The organism is Mesorhizobium sp. M1004 (assembly GCF_040318795.1).
Classification (GTDB): Bacteria; Pseudomonadota; Alphaproteobacteria; order Rhizobiales; family Rhizobiaceae; genus Mesorhizobium.
In genome coordinates, this window is sequence record NZ_JAMYNB010000017.1 from 35,538 (window position 1) to 52,951 (window position 17,414).

The following is a 17,414-nucleotide window of genomic DNA, read 5'->3' on the forward strand; positions in this document are numbered from 1 at the left end:
TGCCTACTGCCTACTGCCTACTGCCTCTTCCCCACACAAGTCTCCTGATCGCCATGCCACCACCCCCCGATTTCACCGATGATTTTCGCGCCGGGCTGGTCACGTTGCTGCGCTGGCGCCGGGATGTGCGGCGCTTCGAGCGGACGGCTTTGCCCGAGGGTACGCTGGAGCGGCTGCTGGAGCTTGCCAGCATCGCGCCGTCCGTCGGTCTCAGCCAGCCGTGGCGCTTCGTGGTGGTCGAGAGCGCCGAGCGGCGGGGCGCGGTGAGAGACTGTTTCGAGCGGTGCAATGCCGAAGCTCTTGAATGCTTTTCAGGCGAGCGCGCCGCTCTCTATGCCCGGCTGAAGCTCGCCGGTCTCAATGAAGCGCCCTGCCAGTTCGCGGTTTTCGCCGACCGCACGACGCAACAGGGCCATGGGCTCGGCCGCATGACGATGCCGGCAACCATCGACTATTCGGCCGTCATGGCGGTGCACACGCTGTGGCTGGCGGCGCGGGCGGAAGGCATCGGCATGGGCTGGGTGTCGATCCTCGACGCCGCCGAGATGGCCGCAATCCTGGACACCCCGCCTGAGTGGACGCTGATCGGCTATTTCTGCCTCGGCTATGCCAGCGAGGAGCATGATCTGCCGACACTGGAACGCGAAGGCTGGGAGCGGCGGCGGCAGCCGGTGGTGATCAGGCGGTAAAGCTGCCCATCACTTCGTCTCTTCCTTGGCGATGAGCTTGACGCAGATCGGGTCGCCCTTCGGCATCGGAGTGCACTGCCATCCAGGCCCGAAACCGAAATTCGTATCTGTGCGGCGACCCGAAAAGAGCAGCAGAACAAGGCCCACGGCAGCCAAGATGCCGATAATCCAAAGGCTCCCTTTTATGTCGCCCGGTCTGAGGTGGAGGTGGGGCCAGCGCGTCCCGTCAAACATGGTCCGATGTCTTTCCGTTCCGCTGATTTCCGTTCGAAACCGTGCGTGCCTGCGCAATCACCATTTTCCCGCAAGCCTTGCCTTTGACCAGAGCGTTGCGAACAGCCATGCTGGCGGTCGCGGCCGAATAACGCTGCCGGGGCGCGTCCCCTTGGCAATGGGCCGGGCGGCTTGTATAGAGCCCGCCACTCCACATTCCGATCTCAAGACTTTCCATCTCAAGACAAGGACGACCCCATGGCGCTCGAACGCACCTTTTCCATGATCAAGCCGGACGCGACCCGGCGCAATCTTACCGGCGCCATCACCAGGATGCTGGAAGAGGCCGGCCTGCGCGTCGTCGCCTCACGTCGCGTGTGGATGAGCCGCCGCGAGGCCGAAGGCTTTTACGCCGTCCACAAGGATCGTCCGTTCTTCGGCGAACTGGTGGAATTCATGTCGTCGGCGCCGACCATCGTGCAAGTTCTGGAAGGCGAAAACGCCATTGCCAGGAACCGCGAAGTTATGGGCGCGACCAACCCCGCCAACGCCGCCGAAGGCACCATCCGCAAGGTGCACGCGCTGTCGATCGGCGAGAATTCCGTGCACGGCTCCGACGCGCCGGAAACCGCCGCGCAGGAGATCAAATACTGGTTCTCCGACACCGAGATCGTCGGCTGAGCCGACGCGAACCAATGTATGCAAGAGGCCGGCACTTCGCCGGCCTTTTTCTTTGGTCAGGTCCCGGCTTCGGCTTCATGCCGCTTTCAACGGATCAGCGGCGTATCCCAGAGGTCGCCGAGCAGCGTTTTCAGCTCCGTGAAACGCTTCTCGCCCAGTTCCTCGGCCCATTCCCGTTCGACGTCGAGCAGGATGTCGGCCATCTTCTGGTATGCGGCGCGCCCGCGGTCGGTGAAGTGGACGACGGTCCCGCCGCTCTCATCGGGTGCCGCCGAGCGAGTGATATAACCCATCGCTTCCAGCGTCTTCAGCAGTTGATTCATGGCCTGCTTGCTCATCGCGGCGCGCTCGGCGAGCGCGCTCGGCCGAAGACCATCCGGGCCGGGATATTGGATCACCGCCATATGCGGCGGGCTGAGGTCCTCGAAACCCGACGCCCTGAGATCCCTGATCAGCTTGCGGTGAATGGCCATGGCCGGAACGCGCAGCAGTGCACCGATCAGCGGTGGCTTCTTTGGCGGTTCTTCCCTGGATAATGGCATTGACACTCTGGTAAATCGAGTTTACTCATTTCGGTAAATCGGATTTACCACATGGGAGGGTGAAATGCTAGACAGAGCTAGCCAGATCAGCGTCAATCCGGCCGACGAGACAATCAGCCATGGCGGCCTTGCCGTGCGCTTCCTGCTTACCGGCGACCAGTCGAACGGCAGCATCGCCGCCTTCGAACTGACGGTCGCCGGCTCGCAGCGCCTGCCCGCCCCGGCGCACAGCCACGATCACTATGAAGAGACGATGTACGGGATCGAAGGCGTGCTGATGCTGACCGTCGACGGACACCGGCACGATATCGGGCCGGGCCAGGCGCTGTGCATTCCGCGCGGCGCGGTTCACCGCTTCGACAACGACACCGCCACGACCGCCAAGGTGCTGTGCGTGGTGACACCGGCGGCGATCGGCCCGGACTATTTTCGCGAGGCCTTCGCCATCTTCAGCACTGGCGGCCCGCCAGACCGCACCAGGCTGATGGACCTGATGCGCCGGTTCGGCCTGACGCCGGCGCCCCCGCCGCCGCCGCAGTCTTGATCTTAACTCGCTGCGTTGAAGCGCAAGATATCGTGGCCGTCCTTGTCGGCGATGATCAGCTTGCCGCCATCGACACGGTATGACGCCGCCTTGGCGAGCGCCTCGAACAGCGCCTTTTCCTCGGCCATGATCTCCGGCGCGCAGGCTTTGTAGGTCGAGCCGATGTCGCTGATGACGATGGTCTCGCCATCGACCTTGGCGGTGGCGAAATAGGCGTTGCACGGGCCGCTGCCGCCGGCCTTGCCGGCTTCGCTGACCCGGAACGTCGCCTGCGGCTCCGAAATCACGCCGATACCGTCGATATACTCGACCAGCCAGCTCTGGCCGAACAGCGAGGCCGAGGTCGGCTTGTCGCTCGGCGCCACCATTTTCAGCACAATGGCCTGCGGCGCGTCGCTGAGCGGATCGACCTGATAGCGCGAGTCCGTGACGAACAGCAGCTTGTCGTCGGCGGTGATGCGCGCCTGCAGCGCATAGGTCATGTTGGGCCGGATCACCGTTGGATCGAAGCTGATCTCGAACTTGATCGGCACCTGGCCGGCCGGCGCTACCTTGCGCTCGCCGACAATGGCGGCCGGCGCATCGGCCAGCGATACATCGGCAAGTTGAATCGACAGCACGGCGTTGGGCGGCAGCGCGATGCGCTCGCGATACATCACCTCGCCCTTCAGGGTTTTCTCGGCGGCGACGGAAGGCTCGGGAACGGCCAGAACGCCGATAACCAGCGGCACAAAACCGAAAATGAAGAACTCGGCGATCCTGTCCAGCATGCCCTTGCTCCCTTTTTGCCGATGCGATTTGGCCAAGGGAATGCGGTCAATACATGGCTGCGCCGAGATTTATTCGGGCCGCGCCTTCCAGCGCGCCGCAGCCTGGTCGTCGGCGTCCTTGGCCTCGACCCAGCCGCCATCGCTGCCGTCCACGCGGTGCTCCTTCTTCCAGAAAGGCGTACGCGATTTCAGGAAATCCATCAGGAAATTCGCCGCCTCGAACGCCGCCTGCCGGTGTGACGACGCCGCCACCACCAGCACGATGTTTTCGCCCGGTGCGATCTTGCCGTGGCGGTGGATGACGGTCAGGCCTTGCAACGGCCAGCGCTGAAGCGCCTCGCCGGCGATCCGGCTGATTTCGGCCTCGGCCATGCCTGGATAGTGCTCGAGTTCCAGCGCCGACAGCTGGCCCTGCTCGTCGCGGCAAAGTCCTGAGAAGGACACCACGGCGCCGATGTCGGCGCGACCCCCGGTCAGTTTCGCGATCTCGGCGGCAACGTCGAAATCGTCGCGCTGGATGCGCACCGTCGGCGCGCCGGACATGGTGTCAGCCCCCGGTCATCGGCGGAAACAGCGCGATCTCGCGCGCGCCGGCTATCTTCTCGCGATGCTCGACATGTTCCTGGTTGATGGCGACGCGGATCACATCAGGATATTGCAGCGCGTGCTCATATTCCTCGCCACGCGATTTCAGCCAGCGCAGGAGGTCGGCCACCGTCTCGATACCGGCGGGCAGTTCGACATCCTCTTCCGGCTTGCCGATCCGTTCGCGCACCCAGGCGAAATAAATGAGCCGGGTGATCATCTCACTCGTCCATGATGTGCTTGAGGCCGGCGCGGAAATAGTCGTAGCCGGTGTAGAGCGTGACGAGGGCTGCGATCCACAGCAGCACCAGTCCGGTCTGCGTGGTCAGAGGGAAGATCTTGTCGCCGGCAGGCCCGGCCAGCAGGAAGGCGATGGCGACCATCTGGATGGCGGTCTTCCATTTGGCCAACTGCGTCACCGGCACCGAGACTTTCAATGCCGCCAGATATTCGCGCAGGCCCGAGACCAGGATTTCGCGGCACAGGATGATGATTGCCGCCCACAGCGACCAGCCTGCGATGCCGGCATGGCGGTCGGTATCGGCGGCGAGCAGCAGCAGGCAGGTGGCGACCAGCAGTTTATCGGCGATCGGGTCCAGCATCTTGCCGATGTTGGACGTCTGCTGCCAGGCGCGCGCCAGATAGCCGTCGAGATAGTCGGTGATCGAAGCCAGCAGGAAGATGATCAACGCCGACCAGCGGGCGAAGTCGCTCGATTTCAGATGCCCCTCGAGAAAAAAGCACAGCACCACCAGCGGCACCGCGACGATGCGGGCATAGGTAAGCATGTTGGGCAGGTTGAACGCGCGCTTGGCCATATCTCAGGGACTCTTTCTGCCTGCGTACTCAAATCAGAACCGGATGTAGGGGGTCAACAGGCGAGATTCGATTGGCCAGACGAAAATAGCACCCCGGCAGTCAGCTTTCGTGGAAATGGTTGTAGACCAGTTTCGCCACCTGCTCGGAAATGCCGTCGACCTTGACCAGATCCTCGACAGCCGCGCGGCTGACCGCCTTGGCGGTGCCGAAGGCGAGCAGCAAGGCGCGCTTGCGGCCGGGACCGATGCCGGCGATCTCGTCGAGCGGGCTCTTGACCAATTCCTTCTTGCGCCGCGCGCGGTGCGAACCGATGGCAAAGCGGTGGACCTCGTCGCGCAGCCGCTGGACGAAATAGAGCACAGGGTCACGCACGGGGAGCGAAAACGAGTCCCTGCCCTTGACGAAGAAGCGCTCCCGGCCGGCGTCGCGGTCCTGGCCCTTGGCGATGCCGATCGCGACGACGCGGTCCTCGATGCCGAGATCGGCGAGGATCTTGCGCACCGCACTCATCTGGCCCTGGCCGCCATCGATCAGGATAACGTCGGGCCAGGCCGGGAAACTGCCGGAAATGTCGTCCTCGATATCGTCTGCCGCCTCGCCTGCGGCCGCATCGTCGGCCACGGCGACATCGCCATGCTCCTTCAGCAGCCTTGAAAAACGCCGCTCCATCACCTCGCGCATCATGCCGAAGTCGTCGCCGGGGGTGATCTCGGTCGAGCGGATGTTGAATTTCCGGTACTGGTTCTTCACGAAACCTTCCGGCCCGGCGACGACCATGGCGCCAACGGCGTTGGTGCCCATAATATGCGAATTGTCATAGACCTCGATGCGCACCGGCGGCTTCGGCAGGCCGAAGGTCTCGGCAAAGCCGGCGAGCAGCCGGCCTTGCGTGGAGGTTTCGGCCAGGCGGCGGCCGAGCGCCTCGCGGGCATTCTGCAGCGCGTTGTCGGTCAAATCCTTCTTCTCGCCGCGCTGCGGCACCGAGATCGACACTTTACGGCCGGCGCGGGTGGACAGCGCTTCGGCCAACAGTTCCTGATCCTGGACGCCTCGCGACAGAAGGATGTTCCGTGGCGTCGGCTTGTCGTCATAGAACTGCGCCAGGAACGAGCCCAGCACTTCCGCCCCCTCCAGTGCCGGATCGGCCTTGGGGAAATAGGCGCGGTTGCCCCAGTTCTGGCCGGTGCGGAAGAAAAACACCTGGATACAGACCTGGCCGCCCTCCTGATGGATGGCAAAGACATCGGCCTCGTCGACCGTGGCCGGGTTGATGCCCTGATGGCTCTGCACATGGGACAGTGCAGCCAACCGGTCGCGATAAATGGCGGCGCGCTCGAAATCGAGCTCCTGCGAGGCCTGCTGCATGGCGGCAGAGATTTCGGTCTTCACCTTCTGGCTGCGGCCCGACAGAAAATCCTTCGCCTCGCTGACCAGCTCGGCATAGTCGCGATGCGAGATTTCGCCGGTGCAGGGACCGGCACAGCGCTTGATCTGGTAGAGCAGGCACGGCCGGGTGCGGTTTTCGTAGAAGGAGTTGGTGCAGCTCCTGAGCAGGAAGGCGCGCTGCAGCGAATTGATGGTGCGCCCGACCGCGCCGGCCGACGCAAAAGGTCCGAAATAGTCGCCCTTGCGCGAGCGCGCACCGCGATGCTTGTAGATGCCGGGCGAGACGTGATCGCCGGTCAACAGGATGTAAGGGAACGACTTGTCGTCCCGCATCAGCACATTGAAACGCGGCCGCAAGCGCTTGATGAGATTGGCCTCGAGCAGCAGCGCTTCGATTTCGGTGCGGGTGACGACGAACTCCATCGTCGATGTCTCGCGCACCATGCGGCCGATGCGGGCGGTGTGGAACCGGCCTTGCGCGTAGTTGGTCACCCGCTTCTTCAGGCTGCGCGCCTTGCCGACATAAAGCACGTCGCCGGCAGCGTTCATCATGCGGTAAACGCCGGGCGCATTGGGCAGCCGCTTGACCAATGTCTGGATGACCTCCGCGCCGACCATGCCGTCGGCGTCGCCGGCATGCGGCGCCCAGTCTATCGCTGTGAAGGCGACATCGGGCCCGGTGGCCTCGGGCTCGACGATCTCCTCGACCGCTTCATCCTCAAGCTCGATGTCGGGCGGCATATCGTCGGCGGCGCCGGCGCGCGTCTTGTGTTTCTGGTCTGCGGGACTCATTCCACCATGCCTGTCACATCCGGCGTCTGCCATGCAAGATGCTGGCCGCCGTCGAGCGCGATCATCTGGCCGGTCACCGAGCGCGCCTCCCAGAGATAGCGGATGGTGGCGCCGAATTCGGCCAATTGCGGGCCGCGCTTCAGAATCAGGCCATCGACCTGCTTTTGGAAATCATCATCGTCCTGGCGGGCATTCTTCAGCGCCGGACCGGGACCGATGGCGTTGACGCGGATGCGCGGACCGAGCGCCTGTGCCAGCATTTCGGTCTGCGTCCACAGGGCCGACTTCGACAGCGCATAGGAGAAATAGCGCGGCGTCGGCCGCCAGACGCGCTGGTCGATGATGTTGACGATCAGCCCCTCCTGCCCTTGCGGCAAGGCGCGGGCGAAGTTTTGCGCCAACAGCGCCGGCGTCTTCACATGGATGGCGAAGTGAAGGTCCCATGCCGCCCAGTCGAAGTCCTCGACGCTATCGTCGACGAACAGCGACGCATTGTTGACAAGAAGCGTGACCGGGCCGAGCGCTGCCGCGGCGCGGCCGACGAGATCGCCAACCGCATCCATGTCGGTCAGATCGGCGGCTACCACGCCGGCGCGGCCGCCTCCGTCCCTGATGCTCGCAGCCAGCGCGTCGGCCTCGGCGGTCGAGCGGTTGGCGTGGATGGCGACGGCAAAACCGTGCGCGGCCAGATCCTCGACGATCGCCTTGCCGATCCGCCTCCCCCCGCCCGTCACCAGCGCCGTTCCAGCGGCTTCGATCATCTGTCAATCCTCAATCTGCGCCTCAATTCGGCTGGCGGCACATTGTGACGCGTCCAGGGGTTAAATGCCGTTTCCACCTGGGGCAGGAATGTGGCGAAACGGCTTTTTCGCCGCCGGCACCGCCCCGGATTCGGGTCGGCAGGACCGCAATATAGGACGCTGAACCCGTTGCACCAAGCCGAGTGCAGTGCAGCATCGCCTGCGTACTGACATTTCGCTGTTGCGAAGATGCAACGTCAAGCTTCGGCCTCATTCGTGCCGGGGAATGACCCATTTTCAGGTTCGCTGCCGCCGCATTTTGACACGACATTCGGAACCGTTGAGTGCCAGATCCGTTTCACCCCCCGGACGGGTTGATGGCGCTCAGGACAAACAAGCCTACGTGTCTTGTGGCTTAAGGAGTAAACAACAATGCAAACCAATCTCAAATTCGCGCCGCTCGCGGTTGCGCTCGGGCTCTTCGCCCTCAGCGGTACCGCTTTTGCTGCCGATGTCGTCTCGGAAGAGCCCCCGGCGCCGGCCCCGATCGCCGAGCTCCCCGTCGCTTCCTGGGCCGGCCCGTATGCCGGTCTCAGCGCCGGCTACGGCTTCAGCGGTCATGCCAAAGTCCAGGACGGCGGCCCCGACATCAAGACCAAGGGCTTTGTCGGCGGCGTTTTCGGCGGCTACCAGTGGCAGCAGGAAAACTTCGTGTACGGTGCTGAAGCCGATCTCGGCTACAATGGCGTCAAGGGTGACAGCGGCGGCGTCAATTCCAAGGGCGGCTTCGAAGGCTCGCTGCGCGCCCGTCTGGGTTACGCCGTGACCCCGGAAATCCTGCTCTACGGCACCGGCGGCGGCGCCCTGAAGAACCAGAAGGTCTCGGTCCCCGGCGACAGCGACAGCAACACCATGCTCGGCTGGACGGCCGGCGTCGGCACCGACATCAAGATCACCGACAATGTGTTCGGCCGTGTCGAGTACCGCTACACCGACTTCGGTTCCAAGAGCTTCGACAGTGTCGGCACCAAGGTCAAAGAGAGCGACAACCGCGTCACCTTCGGCGTCGGTATGAAGTTCTAACTGTCGTTCAAGCCACGACACAAGAAAGCCGGGCCTCGCGCCCGGCTTTTTTTGTTTCGCCCGTCAGGCCGGCACAGCCACCTTCAGCCCCGGAAACTTCTCATCGAAACGCGCTGCCCAGCGGGTCAGGCGGCCGCGGCCCTTTTCCCATTTGCCGGCGAAGCGCAGAGAGAGGTAGCCGAGGCAGGCACGCAACGCCAGCTGGCCAAGCGTGATCTTCTTCGGCAGCTTCGGCGGATTGGCGTTGAGGAAATCGAGTGCGGCGGTGATCTTGGTCCACTGGCGATCGAGCCAGGGTTGATAGACCATCTCCTCCGGACGCGTGCGCCGCTCATAGACCATCGACAGCGCGCAGTCGCATATGCCGTCGGCCAGCGCCTCCAGCACTTCGGCCTCGAGGCGCTTGTCGGCATTGCGCGGCAACAACAGGCTCTTCGAAGCGCGGTTGAGATGCTGAGTGATCGCGCGGCTGTCATGGATCGAGCGGCCGTCGTCGAGCACCAGCACCGGAATCTTGCCGAGAGGATTGGCTGACATCAGTTCAGCAGGCTTGTCCTCGGTCTTGACCGGCACGAGCTCGACGGCAATGCCGGCATGGAGTGCTGCCATGCGCACCTTGGAACTGTAGGGGGATGAGGACGCGTAGAGCAGCTTCGGCATGATCGGTTCCCTGTTTTCGGACGGCCAGTGCATGTCGCTCAAAAATGCGATTCCGGTCTTGAGAACGACGCGCGTAAAACAAAGGTCTAGAGCGTGTCGCCTGAACCCCATCGAATGCGACCGCCTTAGTGTTGGCCGATCTTCCCTGAGGGAGCAACTGCCAGAAGGGCAAAACCAGGCGGCCAATCCGCCGACAATGAAATCGCCATGCATGTCTCACAGAAGTGGCGTCAATTTCGAGAGAACGACATGCATCAAAACAAGACCTAAATCACAACAAAAAAGCTCCCGGGAATCTGCCAGTCGGCAAAGTTCCCGGGAGCTTTGAGATGGACCGCTGTTACTTCTTCTTGGCGGCTGGCTTTTTGGCCGGTGCAGCCTTCTTCACAGCGGCCGTCGACTTGGCGGCGGCGGCCTTCATCGGAGCCTTGGCGGCGGGTTTTGCCGCTGCCTTGGCTGCCGGCTTCTTGGCGGCGGGCTTGGCTGCTGCCTTCGCAGCAGGCTTCGCCACAGCCTTGGCGGCCGGCTTCTTGGCGGCGGGTTTCGCTGCTGCCTTGGCGGCGGGTTTTGCTACTGCCTTAGCTGCCGGCTTTGCCGCTGCCTTGGCGGCCGGCTTTGCCGCTGCCTTCGGTGCTGCCTTCTTTACTGCTGCAGGTTTCGCGGCAGCTTTCGGTGCCGCTTTCTTTGCCGGCGCTTTCGCCGCCGGCGCCTTCGTCGTGGTCTTTGCCATGCGATGCCCCTTGCGTTTGTGCCGATGGCCGTGAGTGACCCGGCGAGCTAATGCATATCTGACTCGTGCGTATCTAGCCAGCGAAGCATTACATAGAATTTCGCAGATTAAGTTTCGGTTACGCTGAGAGCATGATCGCAATGATCGGCACAGAAATCGGCAAGAAATCTTCCCGCTTCGCAGCGAACTGTTGCGAGAGAAATCTCTGATATCGCGACTCACACGTTCTTCTCGTCAAGCTCACATTCTCTTGCAACGCCGTCGATCTCACGCGGTCATCGGCGGCCTATTGGATGGCAACAATCATCGCACCGCAGAGGCTGATCTTGCTTCATCCCCACGGTTGCAGGAACAGCACTAAACTAAACGCGAGCTTTTTACTCGTATATCGAAAGTGGTTGGATGGAAGCCAGGAAAGACAGTACTTGAAGGGACAGCCTGTTGTGTTGGACGTTTCCCAGACGAGAAGGGGGATCGCCAGCTTCGGCGCAAGAGATGCCCAACGGAAATGGGAAACGAAAGATCGGGGAATCCTCCTCCCGGGAAGCCGCGGTCCCTTGGAAGCCAACGGGTGCGGGCCCCTAAGCGCCAACCCGTTCGCGCACCTGCAGCCGGCGCGAAGGCTCGGCGTGGTGGAGGTGGACGGCAAACGTATCCCACGGCGGCGCAATGCCGATCTGCATCAGGATCCGCCCGATCTCGCCGCGGTGATAGCCGCCATGCGTGACGACATGTGTCAGCATTTCCTGGCGTGACATCATCGCCCTGTCGCCGTCGGTGAAGGTGAAAGGCACAGGCTCTGACATGAGCTTTGGCGAGACGGCTTCGATATAGTCGAGATACCAACGATCCACCGCAGCGACATCAGCGCTCAATTCATCGAGTGCCGGTGTGTCCTCGGTGTTGTCGGACGCATAGCCATGACGCGTGCCGGAAAGATGCGCGGCGAATATCTTCGATACGACAAGGTTGTGGTTGATGAGACGGGTCGCCGTGTGGCGCTGATCGACATGCTCCTGCTGGTCGAGGCCCGCAAGCTTCTGCAGCAATTCACCATTCGCCCAGGCTTGATAAACGAAGAGGCTGCGGAGCAAATCCAGCGCGTCCATGGTCTGTATCCTTTGCAAAAAATGTGAGTATATTATCTATATTCTTGGCTGCTGGAGCAGACATGTCTACTCGCATTGCAAAGCCGCGCTCACGCATGCGCAAGCAGCCGCGCCAGGCGCGTTCGAGAGCGACGGTCGAGGCGATCATCGAAGCCGGTGCTCATGTTCTAAGCGCGCTCGGCTGGGCCGGCTTCACCACCAACAAGGTGGCCGATGCGGCCGGCGTCAGCATCGGCTCGCTCTATCAATATTTTCCCGACAAGCTGTCGCTGGTCGAAGCAATTCGCCGGCGACATTTCGATCAGGTGCTGTCGGTGATCGCCGAATCAACAGAAGGCGACAAGCCGCTCAAACGATTCGCGCAGGAGCTGGTGCGCGGCATGATCGATGCGCACAGCATCCATCCGACGCTGCATCAGGTGCTGCTCGACCAGGCGCCGGGCGATCGCGGCTCACGCGCCGCCCATGCCTCGTTCCAGTCGCGCTATCTTGATCACTACACGGCGGCGGTGGCGCAATATCGCAGGCGCAGAAAGGACAATGAGACCGTGGCCCGGGTGCTGTCCTCAGCGGTCGAGGGCGTCATCCACAATGCCGCGCGGCGAGACATGCTCGACTTGCCGGAACTGCAGAAGCAGTTGGTCGAGCTGATCTGCGCTTACGTATCTGGTGGGAAGGCGATGTGAGGCAGCGGCAGCAGTTCGGAGATTGGCGAAACCGGAGCGACATCAGATCTCCCCCTTGCGGGGAGATAGCAGGTTCAACGGCGGTTCTTATCCGACCTTAGCGCAGGACGCGGCAGCGGCCGTTGTAGACCATCCAGCGGTCGAAGCCCGAGACGCAGAATTCGACATTGTCGCCGATCGAGGCAAAACCCTGGCCTTCCTCGATCAAGTACCAGATCGTGCGGGCGCGGCCATCGGAAAGGCTGACGGTGGCGCCGCAATAGCGGCGGCCGATCGGCCATTCTTCGCTGGCCGGGAGATAGCGATGCTGGTGGATGCGCTGGAAATCGGTGATCGAAACATCCGGCAGATGCGGCACGTGATGCACCTGGTAGGAGAAGCGGCTGGAGATTTTGCTTAGCACCCAGGCCTCGCCGCAAACGCCGCTGTCCTCGTCGGAATAGACGGAAAGATCGGCGGCCTGCGCTGGCTGGCCAAGGGGTGCGGCCAGCGGCGTGCAAAGCGAAATCAGGGCAGCAAGAGCGGATTTGGCAAAGCGAGTCATGGCAGCCTCTCAAAGGTCGACTGCGCCCACTTTGCGGATTCGGCGGCGCGCGGTCAAGCGGTCGCGCTGACTATGGTTTCCCGCCGCAACCGGTTTTGCCGGTGCGATGCTGCGAAACCACGTCCTGACCTTTGAAAAAGCTCGCCTTGCCCATTTAGGAAGCGGCCTGCCATGGCCGGCGGGGCGCCGAAACCCGGTTCAGCTTTGCTTGGCGTCGCCCTGCGGTACGGCGGCCGGGTCCATCCACATCGCTTCCCAGACGTGGCCGTCAGGATCGGCCAGGCTGCGATTGTACATGAAGCCATAGTCCTGCTGGGCGTTGATGTCGGCGGCGCCGCCATTTTTCGCCGCCGCCTCGTTCATCGCATTGACCGCCGCGCGGCTGTCGCAGGACACGGCAAGCATGACCTCGCTCGAGGTGGCCGGTGGGATGGGGCGATCGGTGAACTGACGCCATTTGGCATGGGTGAGCAGCATGACGTTGATCGTTTCGCTCAGCACCATGCAGGCTGCGGTGTCGTCGGTGAAGTGCGGGTTGTTGTCGAAGCCGAGGGCTTTGTAGAATGCCATCGACGCAGCGAGATCGGCGACGGGCAGGTTGACGAAGATCATGCGGGGCATAGGGTCTCCTTGACAGTACACAGTTGAAACCGGACCGGCGTTTCGCCGGACCATCCTCCGATGCCTTCTCTCAACGCACCGGTTTTGCTTTGCCGCGCACCCTCTCGGTCTGCGCCTTCTGCATCGCTTCGACCTCTTAGATGAAGCCGAGCAAAAACTGCATCTCGGCCGCCGAATATTCTCCAGCAATGCGGCGCCCGCCTCGAGGATCGGATGGTAGCAGCGCCGGACGAGTTCCTCGGTCTTCTTGCCCGCCGCGACCATGACCTTGCGCCTGTCATCGGGATCCGGCTGACGGCTGACGAAGCCGCGCTTTTCCAGCCGGTCGATCAACGTCGTGACCGCCGCCGGCGTGAGATTTGTCTCCCTCGCTACGAGGTTTTCCGGCCCCGCCGGCCGTGATTGATCGCACCGAGACAGCGGCGCTCGGCAGCGCTCAGCACATAGATTTCGGCGACGGTCCCATCGAACGTTTCGACGGCATCCTGCCAGCGCGACATCGCGAAGCCTATCGCGTTAACCAGTTCCTCTTCTGTCGATCTTGGCTTCGATTCGAAATCTAATAATTAGATATCTATCTATCTGATTCTGGGATTAGCGTCAACGCCGAGCCGATTAGATGTGCATCTCCATGGTTTCGGTTCGTTGAACACAGCTGAGCATTCGCGGATGGCGCCCACCGTCAAAACCTCTAGCGACTTTGTGTCTTTGCCGCGGGCGTCGCCCGCTGCGAAGCGTCGCTACTCCCCGGCCAGCCATTCCAGCGACCAGTGCGCCGGCTTTTCGACCGCCAGCAATCTGTGCAGGACCGGCAGCACGATGCGCAGTTCGCGCTCCAGCGTGAAGGGCGGGTTGACCACCACCATGCCGCTGCCGTCGAGGCTTGGTTCACGCGATGCCGGCCGGATCTCGAACTCGATGTCGAGCAACTTTGGGACGCCGGATTGCTTGAGCGCCTTGCGGAAGGCGATGATCGCTTTGCGATCCTTGATCGGATACCACAGCGCGTAGATGCCACCCGGCCAGCGCCTGTGCGCTTTCTGCATGCCGTCGACCAGGCGGTCGAATTCGCCGGCTTCCTCGAACGGCGGATCGATCAGCACCAGGCCGCGCTTTTCCTTCGGCGGCAGATGCGCGCCAAGCGCCAGCCAGCCGTCGAGTTCGATCACCCTTGTCTGGAAATCGCCGGCAAACAGCGTCTTCAGCCTGGCAGCATCTGCCTCGTGCAGTTCGATCGCCGACAACCGGTCCTGCTTTCGCATGAGGTGCCTGGCGATCAATGGCGAGCCCGGATATCTCTTCACCCCGCCATCGGGATTGAGCGAACGCACCGCTTCAAGATAGGGGGCAAGCAGCGCGGCCGCCGATTTTTCGATCGGGGCGTCGATGAGGCGGCCGATGCCGCCTTGCCATTCACCGGTCTTTTGCGCTTCCGCCGACGACAGATCGTAGCGGCCAATGCCGGCATGAGTGTCGACGACACGGAACGCCTTGTCCTTCTGCTTCAGATAGTCGAGCAGAAGGCTGAGCACGACATGCTTGACGACGTCGGCGAAATTGCCGGCGTGATAGGCGTGACGGTAGTTCATGCCGCGCTCATGTCGAGGAGCCTCTGCCCCAACGCGGCGGTGGCGGCTTCGAGTTCGGGTTCTCCGGCCGGCGACCGCCAAAAGCCAGAGCAAGCAGGAAGCCGATCAGGCCGACGGCCATCAGCCCGTAGCCGACCGGCCGTGCGCGTTGATCGATCTCACCGGCGCCGGAGCGCAGTATCAGATCCACTGCGCGTATCGGGATATCGTCGGCGTCGCCCGGGCCGGCGGTGAAGAGATAGGCGCCGGGACTGACGGTTTCTATCACGCCGGCCTCGTCGCGAAAGATCTTGTCGGGCAGTTGCGGGCTGACCTGGCGCGGATTGTCGGCGTGGTTGAATTGCAGCGTCGAGGCAAGCACCGTGCGGCCGGCTGTGGCGGCAGTCAGCGTCAGCACGGTGCGCTGCTGCGAGACAATGCGCTCGGCCTTTGCCGTCAGGTCGACCAGCACTCTGACCGGCGCGTCGCCAGCTTTCAGCGTCACCGTCACAGGCCTAAACCGTCCCTGGTCGTAGACGCGCCAGGCGCCGATCTCGTGGCCGGAGAAATTGCTCATGGCCCAGGGATAGACGAAGCCAATGGCGGCGCCGGCAAGCAGTATCAAGACAAACAGAAGGCGCATTGAGGAGATCCGGGTGTTCGACAGATTGCCAATAACGCCCTGAAGGCCAAAAAGCGATGGCTGACGCAGCGGAGCCACCTTTGTGGAGTCCGTTGGCGGCACGCAAGCCATGTGGCACTTATGGCGAATGAAGCCTTCCGCAGAAGCATCGACTTGTCTTTTCCAACCGATGCCGGTGGCTCATGCCCAATAGCACCGTGCTGATCACCGGTGCCCGCGCGCCGGTGGCGCTGCACCTGGCGCGGCTATTGCATGGCGCCGGTCGCCGGGTGATCTTGGCCGACAGCCCGGCCCGGCCGATCGCCGCAGCGAGCACGGCCTGCGCCGCCTACCATCGCCTGCCGCCGCCGCGCTTTGCCGCCGACGCCTATGCCAAGGCGGTGGAAGCGCTTGTCCGCGCGGAAGGCATCGAACTCGTTGTCCCGACCTGCGAGGAAGTCTTTTATCTCGGTCGTCTCTGGCAGCACCGCGCCATGCCGGCCCGCCTCTTCGCACCCGAGATGGCGATGCTCGCCCGCGTTCACGACAAGCATGCCTTCATCCGGCTGGCGCAGAGCCTTGGGCTCGACGTGCCGGAAACGATACTGCTGCAAAGCGAGGCCGATCTCGACGGCGTTCGTGGCCAATCGCGCGAATTGGTGTTCAAACCTGTGTGGTCACGTTTTGCCCGTGACGTACTGCTGCGGCCATCGCCGGACGAACTCGACGCCGTCCGCCCCTCGCCCGCCGCTCCTTGGGTGGCGCAGCGCTACATCGCCGGTGAAGAGATCAGCGCCTATGCGGTGGCGATCGAGGGTGAACTCAAAGCGCTGGCGCTCTACCGTTCGCTCTATCGCGCCAGCAAGGGCGCCGGCATCTGTTTCGAGCCGGTCGAGGATATCGCGGCGCGGCGCTTCGTCGAAATCTTCGTCGCCGGCGCCGGCTGGAACGGCCAGATCTCCTTCGACCTGATGCGCGAGAATAACGGCACGGTGCTGCCACTGGAGTGCAATCCGCGCGCCGTGAGCGGCCTGCACTTCTTTCGTGCTCCGCGGCGCTTCGCCGACGCGGTCCTGGAGGATGGCGCCGAGGTGAAGCCCGACGTGACGGCGCCGCAGACGGTGAGGCTGGCGATGTGGATCTACGGGCTGCCGGCGGCACTGCGCTCCGGTGGTCTCGGCCGCTTCCGTCAGGCGATGCGCGAGTCTGATGAGTTGCTCGCCTGGCCGGGCGACCCCGCGCCGAAGCGGGCGCAATGGCGCACTCTGGCCGAGATCGCCGGCACAGCACTGCGCCAGCGCATCAGCCTTCAGGCTGCGTCGACGCGCGATATCGAGTGGAATGGGCCGGAGCAGGACTAGTCGAGTTGAAGCGGAACTTCCCGTTTTCAGCTGAGTGCGTAAGTCCTGCTAAGGTTGCCTAAACGGGATTAACTGGCTTTGCGGACAATTGCAGGCCAAGCGCCTTGGTTACGCCCAGCAATGTACTGAGGCGCGGATCGCCCTTTTCGCTCAGCGCCTTGTAGAGTGCCTCTCGGGTCACGCCGGCGTCCTTCGCTATGCTTGTCATGCCGCGGGCGCGCGCGACAATGCCGAGGGCGTGCGCAATATAAGTCGCGTCCCCGGTCTCGAACGCATCAGCGAGCAGTTCGGCTTGAGACTCAGCATCATCAAGATATTCGGCGGCGTCGAATGGTGTGGTTCTGAGGGTCATATCAAACTTCCTTTGCCATTTTCCTGGCTTTTCCGATGTCCTTGTCCTGCGAGCCTTTGTCACCGCCGCAGAGCAGGATAATGACCGTGTTGCCGCGCCGGACGAAGTACACGCGGTATCCCGGACCGTAATCTACGCGCAATTCTCCTATGCCATCGAAGAACTTGGCGTCTCCCAACAGCCCAGCCTGAACGCGGACAATCCGTTGGGTGATCTTCTTTACGGCGCGAATGTCCGTGAGCCCTCTGAGCCATTTTCGGAATTCGTCAGTGGATCGAACTTCGATCATCCGTGAACTATAATTTACAGCAGAACTG

At 62.7% G+C, this 17,414-nt stretch carries 23 protein-coding genes and 1 pseudogene; 6 read left to right on the forward strand and 18 right to left on the reverse strand.

The features are described from left to right. The first annotated feature begins 53 nt into the window (after positions 1 to 53). Entirely contained in the window at positions 54 to 689 is a 636-nt protein-coding gene (gene bluB / locus NKH54_RS27585; protein WP_352462883.1) for a 5,6-dimethylbenzimidazole synthase, read from the forward strand. A 9-nt stretch (positions 690 to 698) separates the two neighbouring features. Here bluB and NKH54_RS27590 read toward each other — a convergent pair whose 3' ends face one another. Continuing rightward, on the reverse strand, positions 699 to 923 hold the full coding sequence (locus NKH54_RS27590; RefSeq protein ID WP_023673442.1) for a hypothetical protein: 225 nt from the start codon (positions 921 to 923) through the stop codon (positions 699 to 701). A gap of 237 nt (positions 924 to 1,160) precedes the next feature. On the opposite strand from NKH54_RS27590, the gene ndk reads away from it, so the two are divergent. After that, on the forward strand, positions 1,161 to 1,583 hold the full coding sequence (ndk, locus tag NKH54_RS27595; RefSeq protein WP_023673443.1) for a nucleoside-diphosphate kinase: 423 nt from the start codon (positions 1,161 to 1,163) through the stop codon (positions 1,581 to 1,583). An 86-nt stretch (positions 1,584 to 1,669) separates the two neighbouring features. Here ndk and NKH54_RS27600 read toward each other — a convergent pair whose 3' ends face one another. Further along, on the reverse strand, positions 1,670 to 2,125 hold the full coding sequence (locus tag NKH54_RS27600) for a MarR family winged helix-turn-helix transcriptional regulator (protein ID WP_023711913.1): 456 nt from the start codon (positions 2,123 to 2,125) through the stop codon (positions 1,670 to 1,672). A gap of 64 nt (positions 2,126 to 2,189) precedes the next feature. Between NKH54_RS27600 and NKH54_RS27605 the strand changes: the two genes are divergently transcribed. Continuing rightward, positions 2,190 to 2,669, forward strand: coding sequence for a cupin domain-containing protein (locus tag NKH54_RS27605; RefSeq protein ID WP_353029400.1), 480 nt, complete (start codon positions 2,190 to 2,192; stop codon positions 2,667 to 2,669). Positions 2,670 to 2,671: 2 nt separating this feature from the next. On the opposite strand, the gene NKH54_RS27610 is transcribed toward NKH54_RS27605, so the two are convergent. From NKH54_RS27610 to NKH54_RS27635, 6 genes are all read right to left on the reverse strand, one after another. Next, a complete protein-coding gene (locus tag NKH54_RS27610) occupies positions 2,672 to 3,439 on the reverse strand; it encodes a YbaY family lipoprotein (RefSeq protein WP_353029401.1) in 768 nt (255 codons plus the stop codon). Between the two features lie 69 nt (positions 3,440 to 3,508). Continuing rightward, complete coding sequence (locus NKH54_RS27615) at positions 3,509 to 3,982, reverse strand: molybdenum cofactor biosynthesis protein MoaE (RefSeq protein ID WP_353029402.1); 474 nt, start codon at positions 3,980 to 3,982, stop codon at positions 3,509 to 3,511. A gap of 4 nt (positions 3,983 to 3,986) precedes the next feature. Next, positions 3,987 to 4,244 carry a molybdopterin converting factor subunit 1 gene (gene moaD, locus NKH54_RS27620; protein WP_023673448.1) on the reverse strand — a complete coding sequence of 86 codons (258 nt, stop codon included), beginning with the start codon at positions 4,242 to 4,244 and terminating at the stop codon, positions 3,987 to 3,989. A gap of 1 nt (position 4,245) precedes the next feature. Then, on the reverse strand, positions 4,246 to 4,842 hold the full coding sequence (pgsA, locus tag NKH54_RS27625) for a CDP-diacylglycerol--glycerol-3-phosphate 3-phosphatidyltransferase (protein WP_023673449.1): 597 nt from the start codon (positions 4,840 to 4,842) through the stop codon (positions 4,246 to 4,248). Positions 4,843 to 4,942: 100 nt separating this feature from the next. Next, a complete protein-coding gene (uvrC, locus tag NKH54_RS27630; RefSeq protein ID WP_353029403.1) occupies positions 4,943 to 7,021 on the reverse strand; it encodes an excinuclease ABC subunit UvrC in 2,079 nt (692 codons plus the stop codon). Then, positions 7,018 to 7,782 carry an SDR family oxidoreductase gene (locus NKH54_RS27635; protein ID WP_353029404.1) on the reverse strand — a complete coding sequence of 255 codons (765 nt, stop codon included), beginning with the start codon at positions 7,780 to 7,782 and terminating at the stop codon, positions 7,018 to 7,020. The genes uvrC and NKH54_RS27635 overlap by 4 nt, the downstream gene beginning before the upstream one ends. 411 nt (positions 7,783 to 8,193) lie before the next feature. Between NKH54_RS27635 and NKH54_RS27640 the strand changes: the two genes are divergently transcribed. Next, a complete protein-coding gene (locus NKH54_RS27640) occupies positions 8,194 to 8,844 on the forward strand; it encodes an outer membrane protein (RefSeq protein WP_023673452.1) in 651 nt (216 codons plus the stop codon). Positions 8,845 to 8,907: 63 nt separating this feature from the next. Here the strand turns inward: NKH54_RS27640 and NKH54_RS27645 are convergent, their stop codons facing one another. The 3 genes from NKH54_RS27645 to NKH54_RS27655 form a co-directional block, all read right to left on the reverse strand. Next, positions 8,908 to 9,504, reverse strand: a complete 597-nt coding sequence (locus NKH54_RS27645) for a glutathione S-transferase family protein (protein ID WP_023689091.1) — start codon at positions 9,502 to 9,504, stop codon at positions 8,908 to 8,910. Between the two features lie 340 nt (positions 9,505 to 9,844). After that, a complete protein-coding gene (locus NKH54_RS27650) occupies positions 9,845 to 10,234 on the reverse strand; it encodes a hypothetical protein (RefSeq protein WP_023673454.1) in 390 nt (129 codons plus the stop codon). Positions 10,235 to 10,815: 581 nt separating this feature from the next. Further along, the gene (locus NKH54_RS27655; RefSeq protein WP_023705340.1) at positions 10,816 to 11,343 is read right to left on the reverse strand and encodes a DinB family protein; all 528 of its coding nucleotides are present in this window, start codon (positions 11,341 to 11,343) and stop codon (positions 10,816 to 10,818) included. A gap of 62 nt (positions 11,344 to 11,405) precedes the next feature. Here NKH54_RS27655 and NKH54_RS27660 point away from each other — a divergent pair, with 62 nt between their 5' ends. Continuing rightward, the gene (locus NKH54_RS27660; protein ID WP_502907574.1) at positions 11,406 to 12,029 is read left to right on the forward strand and encodes a TetR/AcrR family transcriptional regulator; all 624 of its coding nucleotides are present in this window, start codon (positions 11,406 to 11,408) and stop codon (positions 12,027 to 12,029) included. Positions 12,030 to 12,126: 97 nt separating this feature from the next. Here NKH54_RS27660 and NKH54_RS27665 read toward each other — a convergent pair whose 3' ends face one another. From NKH54_RS27665 to NKH54_RS27685, 5 genes and pseudogenes are all read right to left on the reverse strand, one after another. Continuing rightward, positions 12,127 to 12,573: a hypothetical protein gene (locus tag NKH54_RS27665; protein ID WP_023673457.1), complete on the reverse strand. Its 447-nt coding sequence runs from the start codon at positions 12,571 to 12,573 to the stop codon at positions 12,127 to 12,129. A 198-nt stretch (positions 12,574 to 12,771) separates the two neighbouring features. Continuing rightward, the gene (locus NKH54_RS27670; protein WP_352741219.1) at positions 12,772 to 13,194 is read right to left on the reverse strand and encodes a VOC family protein; all 423 of its coding nucleotides are present in this window, start codon (positions 13,192 to 13,194) and stop codon (positions 12,772 to 12,774) included. 276 nt (positions 13,195 to 13,470) lie between these two features. Further along, a pseudogene (locus NKH54_RS27675) lies at positions 13,471 to 13,686 on the reverse strand (MarR family transcriptional regulator); the annotation flags it as partial. 248 nt (positions 13,687 to 13,934) lie between these two features. After that, positions 13,935 to 14,783 carry a 23S rRNA (adenine(2030)-N(6))-methyltransferase RlmJ gene (locus NKH54_RS27680; RefSeq protein ID WP_352654453.1) on the reverse strand — a complete coding sequence of 283 codons (849 nt, stop codon included), beginning with the start codon at positions 14,781 to 14,783 and terminating at the stop codon, positions 13,935 to 13,937. Positions 14,784 to 14,790: 7 nt separating this feature from the next. Further along, positions 14,791 to 15,405 carry a hypothetical protein gene (locus NKH54_RS27685; protein WP_352654451.1) on the reverse strand — a complete coding sequence of 205 codons (615 nt, stop codon included), beginning with the start codon at positions 15,403 to 15,405 and terminating at the stop codon, positions 14,791 to 14,793. A gap of 182 nt (positions 15,406 to 15,587) precedes the next feature. On the opposite strand from NKH54_RS27685, the gene NKH54_RS27690 reads away from it, so the two are divergent. Next, positions 15,588 to 16,745, forward strand: coding sequence for an ATP-grasp domain-containing protein (locus tag NKH54_RS27690; RefSeq protein WP_352741218.1), 1,158 nt, complete (start codon positions 15,588 to 15,590; stop codon positions 16,743 to 16,745). Positions 16,746 to 16,803: 58 nt separating this feature from the next. Here NKH54_RS27690 and NKH54_RS27695 read toward each other — a convergent pair whose 3' ends face one another. Beyond that, complete coding sequence (locus NKH54_RS27695) at positions 16,804 to 17,097, reverse strand: addiction module antidote protein (RefSeq protein WP_023672747.1); 294 nt, start codon at positions 17,095 to 17,097, stop codon at positions 16,804 to 16,806. Between the two features lies 1 nt (position 17,098). Continuing rightward, a complete protein-coding gene (locus NKH54_RS27700) occupies positions 17,099 to 17,386 on the reverse strand; it encodes a type II toxin-antitoxin system RelE/ParE family toxin (RefSeq protein WP_352654447.1) in 288 nt (95 codons plus the stop codon). Positions 17,387 to 17,414 lie beyond the last annotated feature (28 nt).